General features: G+C 36.7%; 13 protein-coding genes. 3 read left to right on the top strand and 10 right to left on the bottom strand.

Going from position 1 to position 14,609, the window contains the following annotated elements; genetic code table 11:
- Positions 1-81: 81 nt before the first annotated feature.
- Both EHQ43_RS07870 and EHQ43_RS07865 read right to left on the bottom strand, forming a co-directional pair.
- Entirely contained in the window at positions 82-1,521 is a 1,440-nt protein-coding gene (locus tag EHQ43_RS07870; protein WP_135754463.1) for an FAD-binding oxidoreductase, read from the bottom strand.
- Between the two features lies 1 nt (position 1,522).
- A complete protein-coding gene (locus EHQ43_RS07865) occupies positions 1,523-2,275 on the bottom strand; it encodes an SDR family NAD(P)-dependent oxidoreductase (protein ID WP_135770646.1) in 753 nt (250 codons plus the stop codon).
- Positions 2,276-2,326: 51 nt separating this feature from the next.
- On the opposite strand from EHQ43_RS07865, the gene EHQ43_RS07860 reads away from it, so the two are divergent.
- From EHQ43_RS07860 to EHQ43_RS07850, 3 genes are read left to right on the top strand one after another with little or no spacing between them, the layout of a single operon-like run.
- On the top strand, positions 2,327-2,827 hold the full coding sequence (locus EHQ43_RS07860) for an NYN domain-containing protein (RefSeq protein ID WP_279631078.1): 501 nt from the start codon (positions 2,327-2,329) through the stop codon (positions 2,825-2,827).
- 1 nt (position 2,828) lies between these two features.
- A complete protein-coding gene (locus tag EHQ43_RS07855; RefSeq protein ID WP_135770644.1) occupies positions 2,829-4,307 on the top strand; it encodes an MBOAT family O-acyltransferase in 1,479 nt (492 codons plus the stop codon).
- A 9-nt stretch (positions 4,308-4,316) separates the two neighbouring features.
- The gene (locus EHQ43_RS07850) at positions 4,317-5,414 is read left to right on the top strand and encodes a DUF1574 domain-containing protein (RefSeq protein WP_135740978.1); all 1,098 of its coding nucleotides are present in this window, start codon (positions 4,317-4,319) and stop codon (positions 5,412-5,414) included.
- Here the strand turns inward: EHQ43_RS07850 and EHQ43_RS07845 are convergent.
- The 8 genes from EHQ43_RS07845 to EHQ43_RS07810 all read right to left on the bottom strand — a co-directional run bounded on the left by EHQ43_RS07845 (position 5,387) and on the right by EHQ43_RS07810 (position 14,597).
- Positions 5,387-5,983 carry a hypothetical protein gene (locus EHQ43_RS07845; protein WP_135740979.1) on the bottom strand — a complete coding sequence of 199 codons (597 nt, stop codon included), beginning with the start codon at positions 5,981-5,983 and terminating at the stop codon, positions 5,387-5,389. The genes EHQ43_RS07850 and EHQ43_RS07845 overlap by 28 nt on opposite strands.
- A gap of 51 nt (positions 5,984-6,034) precedes the next feature.
- On the bottom strand, positions 6,035-7,177 hold the full coding sequence (locus EHQ43_RS07840) for a hypothetical protein (RefSeq protein ID WP_135770642.1): 1,143 nt from the start codon (positions 7,175-7,177) through the stop codon (positions 6,035-6,037).
- Complete coding sequence (locus EHQ43_RS07835; RefSeq protein ID WP_135770640.1) at positions 7,174-9,075, bottom strand: FecR domain-containing protein; 1,902 nt, start codon at positions 9,073-9,075, stop codon at positions 7,174-7,176. The genes EHQ43_RS07840 and EHQ43_RS07835 overlap by 4 nt, the downstream gene beginning before the upstream one ends.
- Complete coding sequence (locus EHQ43_RS07830; protein ID WP_135740982.1) at positions 9,072-10,925, bottom strand: adenylate/guanylate cyclase domain-containing protein; 1,854 nt, start codon at positions 10,923-10,925, stop codon at positions 9,072-9,074. Before EHQ43_RS07830 ends, EHQ43_RS07835 begins: the two co-directional genes overlap by 4 nt.
- 77 nt (positions 10,926-11,002) lie before the next feature.
- Entirely contained in the window at positions 11,003-12,310 is a 1,308-nt protein-coding gene (locus tag EHQ43_RS07825) for an LIC11270 family surface protein (protein ID WP_135770638.1), read from the bottom strand.
- Positions 12,310-12,948: a hypothetical protein gene (locus EHQ43_RS07820; RefSeq protein ID WP_135740984.1), complete on the bottom strand. Its 639-nt coding sequence runs from the start codon at positions 12,946-12,948 to the stop codon at positions 12,310-12,312. Before EHQ43_RS07820 ends, EHQ43_RS07825 begins: the two co-directional genes overlap by 1 nt.
- Positions 12,920-13,714: a tRNA pseudouridine(38-40) synthase TruA gene (truA, locus tag EHQ43_RS07815; RefSeq protein ID WP_135770636.1), complete on the bottom strand. Its 795-nt coding sequence runs from the start codon at positions 13,712-13,714 to the stop codon at positions 12,920-12,922. The genes EHQ43_RS07820 and truA overlap by 29 nt, the downstream gene beginning before the upstream one ends.
- 4 nt (positions 13,715-13,718) lie before the next feature.
- Complete coding sequence (locus EHQ43_RS07810; RefSeq protein WP_135740986.1) at positions 13,719-14,597, bottom strand: DUF2225 domain-containing protein; 879 nt, start codon at positions 14,595-14,597, stop codon at positions 13,719-13,721.
- Positions 14,598-14,609 lie beyond the last annotated feature (12 nt).

Raw genomic sequence — 14,609 nt, 5'->3', positions numbered from 1 at the left:
AGTATCTTCCACCCAATCGAATGAAAGGAAGATACTCACCTTGGTTTTTCTAAATGAAAAAAATAGAAGCTTAGATCGTAATTACTGTAAGAACACTCGTTTGTACAAATCAGTTTGTAAGATTGAATTCGGATCGTATTTTTTCTTCAAACTGTAAAACTTCTTCAAATTTTCTTTTGGAAAATAAGATTCCATTACTCGTTTACGGAGAGTTGAGTCTTTCGCAAAATAAAATCTTCCCTTGTGTTTTAAAACAATTTCATCCATTTCATGGCAAAGCGCCCAAAGTTTTTCGCGATTACCTTTGGTCACGGGAAAGTCCATAGCCATAGAAAATCCATCTACAGCATGTGTGAGTAGGAAAGGATCTGGTTTGTGTTTTTTAAATACAGATAAATAATTCACAATTCCACGTTTTTGGCATATTGTGAATATTTCTTTAAACGCTTGTTTTGCGTTCTCTTTGGGAATAAATACTTGGTATTGGATCATTGCTCCAGGTTTATAAACAAATTTCCAGTTTGGCACATAATCCAGTAAAAATGCATATTCAGCATGGCCTTGGTAATAAGCTTTATTGTTTACCAAAATACTCGCGATACATTTTGCCAAATTAATCATTCGCATTCCAAAATTGAAACTGAATGGTCGCATAAGGATCCACATCCACTTTTTAGGAATTAAATAAAATAATCTAGATGGTAAGTGTTGTCTTTCTAATAAACAATTCCCAGGAAAGTCAGGATCTTCCCCTTCTTTTAAATTGGTGGCTTTGTGAATTTGACCACGACCCAATGATTTTCCAGATGCAAATGCATCAATCCAACCCACCAAATAATCAGCCGATTTGTAGTGTTCTTCAAAATAGTCGAATAACTCATCAAAGTTTCGAACATAAACTGGGTCAATTTTCATCTTTCCAGCATAAATGGGTTTCATCTTGATCTGAATCGTTAAGAAACAACCTAACATTCCAAAGCCGGATATCGCTGAATAAAATAGATCCGAATTTTTTTTAGGTGAACAAAGTAGGATATCACCTTTTGCAGTTAAAAAAGTAAACTCTTTAATGTGTTCTCCAATAGTTCCTACTTTGAAGTTATTTTTTCCATGAATGTTCATGGAAAGTGCACCACCAAGTGTTGGCATCATCGTTCCAGAAACAACAGGTGGCCAAAAACCATTTTCGATTCCTGTTTCCCAAAGGTCTTTGATACGTGCACCTGATTGTACTGTCATCACACCTGTTTTTAGATTAAAATCCAACACTTTGTTGAAACGAGTTAAATCTAATACAATACCGTCGTTATTTGTGGAAGCATCTCCATAGCTACATCCACCACCACGTAACGCAACTTTGGTGCCTGTTTGGTTTGCCCATACAAAAAGTTCTTTGATTTCTTCTTCTGATTCTGGACGAAACACTGGTGACATCGAGAAAGAACTCATTCCCCATGCTTCAACCTTCTCTTTATGAGGGACTTTGATATTTGGAATGGATTTTGATTTTTTTGTTACCATGTTATATACTCAATTTTTTGAAGATAAAATTAGGAATGTTTCGTATGATGAGTGCAACGAGTGCCCAAATACCTGGAACAAATGCTTCATCTTTTCCCTTCGCAACAATGGATCGAATTTTTTCTGCCGCTTCATCTGCAGTGATAACTTTTAGTAATCCTTTTTCTGGTAAAGCTAAACCTTTAGTCATTTCTGTTTTGACAAAACCAGGTTTAATCGTTGTTACTTGAACATTTGATTCAGATAGACGATTGCGAAGAGCTTCCAAATACGTATTGAGCCCTGCTTTTGATGTATTATAAACTGGATTTCCCTTTCGTCCCCTTTCCCCTGCAATGGAAGAAATACCGACGATCTTTCCAGATTTTTGTTTTGTGAAATAACTAGCGACTGGGTTAAGGAATGCGACAGCACCTAAAAGGTTTACGTTTAACATCTCTAAATCTTTCGTTGTGTTGTATTCCTCTTTGCCTATCTCTGGCATGACACCGGACGCAAAATACACTTCGTCCAGACCACCAAGGAGTGAGACGGCTTTTTGAAAGGTTTTTTCTGCAGTAGCATATTTGGTGACATCAAAAACAAGCGGGAAGGCTCGTTTCTCTTTGGATCCGTTGCCTTTTTTGGCGATGGATTCGAGGGACTTTTCCCTTCTTGCTAAAAGGACCACGGAGGACCCAGCGTTCAATTCTTGTTCAGCAATGGCTTTTCCGATCCCGCTCGAGGCACCGACGACGATTATTTTTTTCCCCATGTTTACGTTTTTTTGGTTTAATCGAATCTGGCAAGTGGTTTCAATAGGGTTGTGCCCGTAAATGAGAGAATCCTGATCGACGGGATGAATTTAATGTATAAATTTCCAGATCTGGCATTTTGTTTGGGAGAGTATCGTCTCCAAGATGCCAGGACGGGTTTACTTGTTCATTTGAAACGCCATTTCCCTGATCTCAAACAGAGGAAAATACTAGTCTTTTTCGATGGAAAGAAAGATCTACTTTCAGATTGTTATTCGGAAGAATGGGAAGGATTTTCCATTCATTATAGCCATGAAAAAAAAGCAGATGAACTCATCATTGGTTATTTAAATTACTGCGAAGTACCTTCGCAATGTTTGGTGGTAACATCAGATAAAGAGATTTTAAGTTTTGCAAGAAGGCTTAGGGCAAAACGAAAATCTTCGGAAGAATTTTATTCGGACTGGGTAAAAAGGGAAACTGAAGTGGACGAAACAGAATTTAATCACCTGAAAGAAGGATTGACACCTAGTTCGGAAAGCGATTACTGGGAGAGACAATTCCTTCCTTGATATGTTGTTCAATTCAATACCCTTTTTAATTTTCTTTTCGGTTGTTTACCTTTTTTATTGGGCCATTCCCAAAGAATTTCGTAAGGTTTTTCTTTTAATTGCAGGAATCAGTTTTTATGCTTATTTCTCTTTGGCACTTACTTTACATTTTCTAATTGTTATAACAATCAATTACCTTTTGTATCGAAAAATCCAATCGAATCTAACCAAGTTTTGGATAGGTCTCACAGTCAGCCTCAACTTAATCAATCTCGGTTTCTTTAAGTATGTCTATTTTTTTAGTAAGGTCCTCGCTGACCTAACTGGTTATCCTTTTTTTGCACAAGTTCCAAATCTTATCCACATTGCACTTCCACTTGCCATAAGCTTTTATACATTTCAAGTCATAGCTGCGGCTGTGGACACATATCGGAATCCAAAGTTACCAACTGTAAAGGTAGAGGATTACTTCCTTTTCGTAGCATTTTTTCCAGTTCTAATTGCTGGACCAATTATGCGTATGTCGGATTTTTTCCCAAATTTGGACAAACTAACACCAGATAAAGAAAAAATGTATCGAGCATCTTATTTGATGATGTCTGGACTCGTCAAGAAAGTGTTAGTTGCAGATCCAATGTCACTTACAATTTCACCTGTATTTAATTCACCGTCAGATTACGATTCCTTTTCATTGTTTATCGCAGGAATTTGTTATTCCATTCAAGTTTTTAGTGATTTTTCTGGACTCACTGATATGGCAAGGTCAGTTGCTTTGTATTTAGGTTTTGAAACTCCAGAAAACTTTAAGGCACCTTTCTTTTCAACATCGGGTAGAGAATTATGGAAAAGATGGCATATCACACTTTCCTTTTGGTTACGTGATTATATATATTTTCCGTTAGGTGGTTCGAAAAAAGGAGAAATTCGAACATATTTAAATTTGATCATTATTATGACGCTTGGTGGGTTTTGGCATGGGGCGGATTACACTTTTATCTGTTGGGGATTTTATTGGGGAGTCATCCTTGCTTCTGAGAGGTTTTTGGAAGGTAAAATGGGATTCAATCTAACCCCACAAAAAAACAAATTCCTCATTGTTTTGAAAGCATTGATAGTGTTCGTTTTATTTTCGATTTCTGGCCTAATGTTTCGCTCCAACAATGCCACAAATATGTTGGATCATTTTCAAGGAATTTTCACTCATTTTTCACATAGTCTAGAGCGAATGTTAGTTGGTGGATCGAATGAATGGTTGATACCTGCAACTTCCCTTTTGGGAGAGGGTTCCTCTTTCCGCTATTTACACATTGAAAATTTAGAACGAATTTTTTACACTTCGTTTGCTGTATTGTTTTTTCATCATATCCAATATGTTCCAGAATTTTGGGAAAGGGTTCGCAAACATGATGTTTGGTTGGTCCCAGTCCTTGGAATTATTACGATCTTTTTACTCGCGACTCTTTCACAAGATGGTGGTGAGTTTATTTATTACCGATTTTAGGAGGAATTTGTGGATTTAATCAGAAATCGTTTTTTGTTCGTCCCATTCCTAGTCGTCTTTTTAACATTTTGTGTGGATAAATTACTTATCTTGGAAAATGTTCACACTTATTTCTCAAAATCATTATCTGATATCAATTACATCCAAAAGAATGAATTGTATGAAGATTTAAAAGAATACCTGAGTTTAAAAGACCGAGATAAAGTTCTCGTATATTTTGGTAATTCGAGAGGTCTTTTGTTTGATAATGAATACATTCATAAAAAGTATCCTGGTTGGGTGATGTTTAATTTTTCTGTCCCTGGCGGAAAACCTGATTATGTTTTACAGTGGATGGAACAATTTGAAAAGGATGAGGTAAAACCCGATTTCTTTTTGTTTGATCATTCCGTGGAGATGTTTAACTCTGCAGCCACACTAAAAGTAGATGAAACACTCACCAATGGACTTAATGTATCCTTTGTTTTAAAACATTTTTCTTTATTTTCGACAGATGATATTTCTACACTTATCGCCAAACGAATGTTTCGTGCATATCAATATAGACCAAAACTGGAAGTGATCATTGCTCGGGCAAAAAATAAAGATACTTTCTTATATCCTTATAGAAGTTTGCGTAATAATTTAATGGCAAACTTAAAAACAGGTAAGGGATCTGCCATGACACCTGGGACACACCAGGCAGTGCTCCCTCCAGAGTTATTAAAAAAGTCTGCCTATGGCGATTTTCATTCGTATCTAGTGCCTTTTCGATTTTCTGAAAATATTCTAAGTTTTACAGATCAATCCTTACAACTTGCCAAAAATTTAAATGTGCCTTCGGCTGTCATCTGGGTAAGACTCTCATTACCCTATATGGATCACATTCGTCACTTAAAGGTATCTGTAGGTGAAAATAAAGAAGGTACTGTTTATGAAGACTGGTATCCGCGTATCGTTGAATATCATAAACAAAAAGGAATTCCATTCTGGAATATGAATGATGACCCTACATACACTTGTAACGAGTTTAGTGATGCAGGTCATATGTCTCCGTCTTGTTATGATGAATATACTGATTATATATTCAAAAACTTAAATCAATCTTTAGTGATGGGTGCTCGATAAAACTCAGTTCGATTCTGAATATCATTCGGTGAAAGTTTTTCAGGATCTGTTGGGTTTGGTTTTGTTGGATTCTGTTGTTGTGGTTTTGTCTGATTTTCTTTATCTACAGAATATCCATAATAATAACCATGAACAATTTCTACCACTGACAATGGTGCATCCGAATTTGTATTTTGAATTTCTATGGTAATTTCATCAGGAGGGGCAAGGAGTTCAAATACCCATTGAGTTTCACCTTCTATCTTTTCTTTGCGTAGGATGGTAGGATTTTCATTCTGACCGTTACCAGCATACACGGTTAAAACCCATTCTTTTAATTTCCCATCTGTTGCGACACCAATTCCAATGGATTGCGGCGATGCTTCACTTGCTTTTAAATCAAATCGTATGGCACCACCTTTTGCCACAGCACCATAGAGTCTTTTTTTTGAAAGGCTTGGGTAAAGGGCTAAATCTTGGATACGTGTGGTCACTTCCTTCACGTTTTGGCTTAGGACAGATGGTTCGGAATGAAGTACCTGTACACTTAAAAAAGTGATTCCGAGAAGTAGGTAGAACGGATGTCTCATTCTCTTTATTGGACTAAAAAATGAATTCCTTACAAGCAAAAGATATCAATTTTATCTAGTACAAGTGCGAAATTTTGATAATTCTTCTGCCAAGGACTGACGTTCTTCCGGATCTAAATTGGATCGATTTTTCCATTGGAGTTCCATTCTTTCCATTGCTGGTCTAAATTTTGGATTACAATGTTTGGAAAAATAGCGATAGGCACTGATTCGATTGGATTCGTTTTCACTGACCAATTTGTAAAATTCAAAAACGGATTGGTTATCTTCGCTTGAGAAATTTAATATAACGTATGTTTTGTGGCATTCACTTAGAGTTAATGCTGGTATTTTAGTATTCTTACAGTTGACTGCGACATCTGTTTCTAAGAATACCAACATCTCATCATAAGAATAATCTCGGAATGGTTTACCTTTCGGTAATGAGACTTTCTGTTTAGAAGTTGATGTACTATTAGTTTGTTTGTTAGAATCATTCGATTTAGTAATGAAAATTGGATTAGAAGTATCTAAATTTGTTTTTACTCGTTCATTCTTTTTGATCTCTTCCAAGTTTTCTTTTATATTATTATTAGAATCTGTGTTTGTATCTGACTTTTGTTCTTCTACTTGTACAAAATTTTTCACAACCTTTGGTTTTTGATATGGATTGGTTACGGTCAAGTCATATGGACCTGATTTTGCTTCTGTAGTATCCACTTTTAGCTCAATACGCTCAGAAGATTTCACTTCTTTGCTAACAATTGGTAGTTGTTCATCTCTTATACTGAGATCAACTTTCGTAGCTTCTAAAAAATGCTCTCCTTGGATTGTGACTGGTGAAATTATTTTTTCTTTATTTGAATCTGCTTTTGGAAGAATGATAGGTTTCTCTATTTCTTTTACAATTTGTGGAGGCTCAGAAATGATGATTTCCAAATCTTTCCAATTTGACCAAACAGCTGGTTTTTTAAATAAGTTTAGAGGCGCAGTACGAACCATATAAGTTCCAGATGGTAATTCTTCGATAGAATGATAAGCTGTCTCAATTTTTTTATCTAAAATCAATTTTCCAGATTTATCTTTGATTTGGATTTGATACCCATTGGCTTCCGGGATTGGTTTCCATGCGATCAGTTTTGTTCCTTCCTGCGCATACAAAGAAGTTACAATCGCAATCATTAGAATTGAAATTTTATTTATAAGTCGATTCATCTTTTTTCTTTATACAATCGTTTTGGTGAGATAAATTCGATATCTGTAGGTTTTAAAGATTTCAATTGGTCTAATGCCAAAATAAAATTTCCTTTTCTTGATATTACAAAATTTGAGTTTTTATACACACTCAAATCCCAAGAAAAACTTCCTTCATCTAGAAGACTTAAATCTTTCAAAAGATACAATGAGTCTTTTGTGCTCACTTTATAAATTGCAATTTTTTTATCAGGGAAATGTTGGTATAAAACCAAATCAAATCTATCAGCAACAATTCCACTCAGTTTCCAATGAAAATCCAAGCTTGATTTTCCTTTCATCTGGACCACAGTTCCGTTAGGTGATAGAATTTCTAGTTTTGGTTCCGATGGTGGTATCGTTTTGTTTTCTTCAGTAGGTGAGGTTACTTCCGTTTTTTTCTTTTGATCAACAATGCTAAAACTTAAAATACTTGAAGGTTCCGTTTCTTTGCCATCTTTTGTCTTCCCTGTGATAGAAGCAAAAAAATGACCGTGACCTATTTGTTTCCAATTTGGTACCAAAAAATTAGATGTGGTTTCAATACTTGCGATAGGATTGGAAAGTTTTGAATCTTTTGCTATTTTGACGTTATAGGATTGAATTTCCGCATTTCCTTCCCAAATGAGAATTGCTTGATTTAATTTGATTTCTTCCCCGCTGATTTCTGTTCCTGGATTTGGTCTTTGCCATTTTGGAGAAGGGATTGAATTTTGTTTTTTGATAGAAAATGAATATACTTTCGTTTCCCGATCCTTTGTCTCAGCAAATGATGATTTTGCGATAACTTTCCAATAATATGTTCCCTCATTTAAGTCATCGAAAGAAATTTGATTGGCCACAGTTTCAATACGTTTGAGTGGCTTTTGAAATTGGTTTGTATCGGACAAATAAAATTGGTATAAGTTAGCTGTACTTAGTTTACTCCAAGAAATTGTCACCAAAGGGTAGATTTGAACATATGAAATCACTGTACCGTTGTTTGGTGATTCACCAACAAATGATTCCATCTTTGAAACAAAAAATTTATTGGTCTCACTGGTTTCAACAACTTGGGTATTTTGATTCTTTACTTTTACTCTCCAGTAAAAAGTTCCTTCTTTTAAACTAACTGAAGTTTGGTTACCTGTAATCGTTTCTGAAAAATAGATGAGTTGAAAGTTGGGGGAACGTGAAATTTCTAAAACCGGTGATTCAAATCCTTGTTCTATTTTCCATTGGAATGACACATTCGCTTCATTTGGTTCAGCATAAAATAATTTTTGAGAAGATGGTGAAGTTAGAATAATCGGTATTTTTTTGATTTCGATTCCAGTCTTTTTGAATTCCGCTTTTTTACCTTGTTCTACATCTACGGATTTGCCATTTTGTTTGACAGTTGTTTTTCCTTTTTCAACAAAGAGGCTAAGTTCTTGGTCCTTAACTCTTTCGATTTTGACATTCCCTGAATTTACATTGATCTCACTTCCGGAACTAGTGATTTTGATCTGATTTGTTTTGGAATCGTTCTTTTTAACTTCTAGTGAACCTTCTGAAAATTCTAAATTAGGTTCCTCGCCCGTTAGATCTAAGTTAAACATTGAATTCTCATCAATATTGATCTCAGTACCGTCTTTTAAACGTATGATTGCATCTGAATACGCTTCAGATCGAATTGTATCTTTATTGATGAGCGGACTATTGTTTTCCAGTTTTTCCCAAATCACTTCATCTTCAAATTTTCTTTGTACGATATTGTTTTTAAAAAAGATTGTTCCGACTACTTCTCGGTCGCCGATATCAATTTTGCGATTTAGATCTAGATAAAAAAGGATACTAAAAAAAATAGCAATGCTTGTGAGGCCAATCAGAACATAGCGATCTCGTTTATCTAAATTCATTTTTTGACCTTTTTGGTGACAGCTTCAATCCCAACTAATTTTTGTAATTCGGACAGATTCTTTGGTGCAGTATGGTCGGTTTTTTTCCCTAGTACTGCATAAACTTTTTGAGCTTTAGATTTACCCTTAAATTCAATTTCTCCCATACTCACAACATGAAAGTCTGATTTCACTTCTTGGTAGGTTGCTTCAGTGATAAGAATATCCGTATGCGTTTCTTTATTAAATGATTCAACTCTTGAGGCAAGGTTTACTGAATCTCCGATAACGGTGTATTCCATTTTGTCAGAACTTCCAATTTGACCTGCAATCACATAACCAGTATTAATGCCACATCCTATTTTAATGATTGGTTTTTTAACAGTGCCTCTATTTTTATTAAATTCGATTAGTTTTTCTCTCATCATTAGAGCAGCTTCAACAGATGCCTTTGCATGTTCTTTGTGATCACGTAAAGCTCCCCAAGTTGCCATAATAGCATCACCAATAAATTTATCCACAGTTCCACCTGTTTCTTGGACACATTTTACCATTTCGGTCATGTATAAGTTAAGGAACTCAACCACTTCTTCTGGTTGTAGTTTTTCCGATATGGCAGTAAAACTTCGAATGTCTGAAAAAAAGATAGTACAATACTTTCGTTTTCCACCAATCGATAACTTTCCTTTTGCTGCAAGTTCAGCGATATCTTGGTTTACAAAGCGGCCAAAGGAATCCTTTAATTTTTCACGTTCTTCAAGACCACGTCCCATACTCACAAATGATTTGGTGAGTGTTCCAATTTCATCATGTGTAGTGGCGTGTAAACTGATGTGATAGTTTCCTCTTCGGATTTCTTCGGATGCATCAACTAATTTTAGAATTGGTGTCGAAAGTGATTTTGCAAAAATATAAACAACAATAAATGAAAGTGATAATGAAATGATAAGTAAGTATACATTTCTTTTTTGAATATTGTTTACTTCCTCAAATATTTTGGCTTCTCTAACTTGTGAGATAACACCAACACCTCCAAAACCTAATTTTTTAAAGGCAGCAAGGTAAAATTCTCCATCCTTGTTTTCATAGCGAAATTGACCATTGTCGACTGTCGATTTTTTCATACGGTCAACTATCGCTAAATCATTTAGATTTATTCCTGATAGTACTACTTTTGCGTCTGGGTGCGCAAGTACACTCCCGTCTTCACTTACCAAAAAAGTTTCTACAGGTCCTGATGTTTGGAATGCATCTAATAAGGTATCAAGTTTTACTAGTGTCACCAAAATGGTATGTGTGTCTTTTGTCTCCGATAAAGGAAAACTAATACATAGGATTGGATTTCGGAAATGTGGACTAATATTCCATATAACGGTTGTTCCGCTAAAAGATTTTTTGAGTTTAGGTTGAATTTTTTTTAGAATACCTTGGACTTCCGATTTTTGATAATCGTATTTTTGTAAAAAGTTTTCATTTACAGATTCAAATTTTGGATTAAAACTAGAATCATATGCTCCAATAAATACGAAGTTTTGATCCTCTTCAAATAACTCTTTTGCAATGCTGTTTGCTGATTGGTTATTTCTAAAAATGGCAGAGGCAGTGATGTGAACATCTTGTCTAATTGAATGTAAGTCGGATTTAACTTTTAAAGAAAGGATTTCATTGATTTTGATGTTATTCTCTTTTACTCGAATCTCACTGTCTTTTCTGAAAAAATAGGATGCAAGAAAAATCACCCCAGACATAGAGAATAGTAAAACGATTGATGTAATTAACAGCAGTTTGTATCTGATTGGAAATTGGAAATCGCCAGTAACTTCGGAGTTTCTGCTGAGAAAGTTTCTTAGTTTGAACAAAATCGTTTTCATATGATTGGTACTTTTACCAATACAAATCAAAACTCCACCGAAAAAAAGTAAAAATGAAACTAGAAACTATTTTTTTCCTACGGGCATGCCAAATCAACGTTATATGTCTGTCGAAATGGATAATCGGGAATTGTAAAAGCGGTTTCTCTTACAACTGTATCAGGATATCCGTCTCTTTTTGACAAGTCACCCAAACAAACAACTTTATATGTTCCTGGGTTTAGGTATTTGATTTTTGCATTCTGTTTTGCAGGTGTCGCCGCCAAAGGCAAAACATTGATAAATTCGGTTTCTTGGAACCGGAAAATTCCATAGTAGTGAAGGAGTGAATTCCCACCGCCGGAAATTGTCAAACTAGATGCCACTTCTGGGTAAATCACCCGAGCGCGGGTGAGCAAATTCCCACCAGCATCTCCTTCCCCTTTGTGGTCAAAAAAGATGTCACTCACACCAACATATGTAACTGTCGTTGAGCGGCTTGATGTATAAGAATGTAACATCAAGTTTTCTTTTAAATTGACTCGTACTTCTAAAATGTATGGGTCAAAACCATCACGAATCTTCATATCGGATTGCACTGATTGAGTTGGCAATTGTGTGAAAAGAGCAGGGAAAAGTTTTGGCACAATGCTACTTTTTTCAGAAGTAGACGTTCCCGCCACATAATTGTTACGTGGAACAATGTTTAAACCATTGACAATAGGTCTATTGTCAAATCGACCTCTGACAGGTAAACCAGCGTCTAGTGCAAAACCAGTGACAAGAGATCTAAAATAAATAGCGGCATAATAATATTCTCTGCCTAACCATGGTTGGCCAGCTGTCAATGCCTCTTCCCAACTATTGGTTTCTGATGAAGGGTCATTTGATGGAAACTGCGCACCGATACCGTTAAAAAAATCATAAGCTTTGAGGACACCATTACTTTCCGTACAGGTGTTATTGTCAAAAGAATAGGTAACAGTACAAAATACTTGTCGGTTTGGTGCAATGTAATCCCAGAATTTGTTGGAGTCAACTGTATCTCTAATTTGTGTTAGTTCATTCAAACCTTTGAGATACTTACTAGAAATTCTAACTTCTCCGATGTCCAAAAAGATAGGTAGATTGCCGGCTTTTGGTACATCTGTTAAGGTCATGGTTGGATCTAATCCTTCCCCTTGTGTATCAATGTATAAGTCACCCGTTCCGTTATTTAATTCACTCCAATCTAGTGGATTGTCTGTTGCATAGGTTCCTTTAAGCAGAAGCAACATTCGGTTATTAAAAAGTGTAGAGATGACTGGGAGAGTCGATTCTTCACCTAAGTCTAATTTGGTTTTGCAGTTTCCAAACAAAATCACACTAAGGATTAGAAAACTAAAATGTAGGCGCAAAGATTTCATCAGAACAAAACTCCTACTGTTAGACCAAAATAGAAAAAATCCACGTTTTGTAAGGTATAATTAGCAGGGTTTTGCAAACGTGGGTCATCATAAGGACTTGCTAAAGGAAAACGGTATTGATTGGGAACATCCATTTGGGTTTCAAAAATCTTATAATAATCCAACCGTACACCGATTCGAATTCTACGACCAGCAATAAAACTAGCTTCTAACCCACCAAAGGCGGTCGGATTCCAACGAGCAGTATCCGCAGGTCTTGCCACTACATAAGATGAACCACCACCACCTTTGATGAAAAATTGAATCGGAAGTTCGATTGGAATTTTATATGCGAGGGCGGCATACAAAGGCATAGCCGTTAAAGCCCTTTCGGATCTAGACAAAAACACTGCATAGGAGCCACCCACTTCTGTGTAAAAAATCCATGGCCAAGGCATTCTTGCATAAAAACCACCACCTAAAGTGGTTTCAAGGACTCGCACTGTGGGTGTCCCAGGCATGGGATTGGCAGCTCCCACCCAACCTCCAATTTCATAGCGGCGTTTGTTATACTCCTCAAGGGTTTGAGAAGCAAGAGAACCTGAGAAAAGAGTGAAAATGAGAAGGATACTAAGGAAGAGGGATTTTGTACAATTCATGAATTTCCGGATGATCTTCGTAATACGCGCGGACAAAATAGAGCCCATCAGGCGGTAGGGTAACACCAGCCTGCGTTCGGTTCTTTTCTTCCAAAATGGAGTCTATGGATCTAGATTCCCAACGTCCCTTCCCTATGTCCAGTAAAGTTCCTACTGTAATCCGTACCATATTATGCATAAATCCGTTTGCCCGGATCCGGATCTGGTACCATTCTGGGGTTAGTTTCTCTAATTGAATGGCCAAAATCTCTCGGATCGCTCGTTTTCCAGCCATAGACTTAGCTTTTGTCAAAGAACGGAAATCTTTTTCACCAACAAGCACCTGAAGTTGTTTTTCCACTTTTTCCCAGTTGATATGGCTTTTGACCCAAAATGCCCGTCCCTCTACAAAACTACTTTCGTATTTGCTATAGTATAATTTATAAATATACTCTCTGCCAGTACAACTAAACCGGGCATGGAATTCAGCAGGAACTTCGACTACATTTTTAACAGAAACAGCATTGGGAGTGAGTGCGTTGAGTGAAACAAGAAGTTTATGAAAATTGGGAATAGGATTTTCTGTTTTAAAATTACAGACCATTCCCAGAGCATGTACACCTGTGTCGGTCCTCCCAGCAACTGACAAACGTGAGGCGGGGTTTTTTCTGAGGATGATTGCTAGAGCCGATTCGATAGAAGATTGGACTGTCGGTAGGTTTTTTTGTTTTTGCCAACCATTAAAATGGGTGCCATCATATTCGACAAGCAGAGCGTAGTTGGGCAAACCCTTACTTCTCGCCTCCCATTGCTTCTAATATTGCATTGTATTCGTCGTATAACTCTCGTGTCATTTCCACGATAGGACCAGGTTTTCCTTTACTTGCTTTTCCTGAACCATACAACCTAGCAAGTGTTCGTTTAGCTCGTGATAAAAGTAACACTTGGTCTTCGGGTTTTGGGGCCATTTGGTCTTTGAACTTTTTTGTTAGGAATGCATTCAAATAAATAACACCGTCAAATCCCCAATTGTTGTCCGTATCAGGTCCTAACATCCCTGCGGCTTGGTCTACAGGTTCGTTTCCATTCTGCATGAGTTCTAATGTATAACCGTAAATGACCGCAGCTTTTTGGTAGAGTAAATCTCTAATTTTATCATATCCGATATGGGGGAATTCATCATGAAGGTCTGAAAAATACCAAGCAGCACGAATCGCACAAACTGCTTTTTTCGGTGTAGGGGCAACACTCACACCACGTAATTGGTAACAATCCATCCCAAGTAAATAAGAAGCGGCACCTAACACGATTTGGCGGTCCTGTGTGAAATCCAGTGGACCAAGAATTTTTTCTATATAACTTCTGCGAGCATCGGTTGCCATACGAATCGCTTCGTTGTCAGCGGGGTTCAGTGCATTCCAATCTTTCGGAAAAGAAGAATACAAACACCTCGGACAGACTGTCATGACATAATCCAGAGGACTCACACGTCCAAATTTCCTATTTTTTTCGTAGAGACGACGTAAATCTTGGGCTAATTTCCCAGCGATGAGTCGACCACCCCCTTGGAACATCTGCTCCTTTTGGTGATTTTCATCACAAATTGGGCAAGCTGTAGACTCTTTGGCACGAAAAGATACTTTTTTTGACTGGGCAGCGGCTTGGGACATAGGAAAAATCTA

The organism is Leptospira bouyouniensis, from assembly GCF_004769525.1.
GTDB lineage: Bacteria > Spirochaetota > Leptospiria > Leptospirales > Leptospiraceae > Leptospira_A > Leptospira_A bouyouniensis.
Note: the sequence above shows the minus strand (reverse complement) of the source record. Positions and strands in the feature narration are given on the sequence as shown.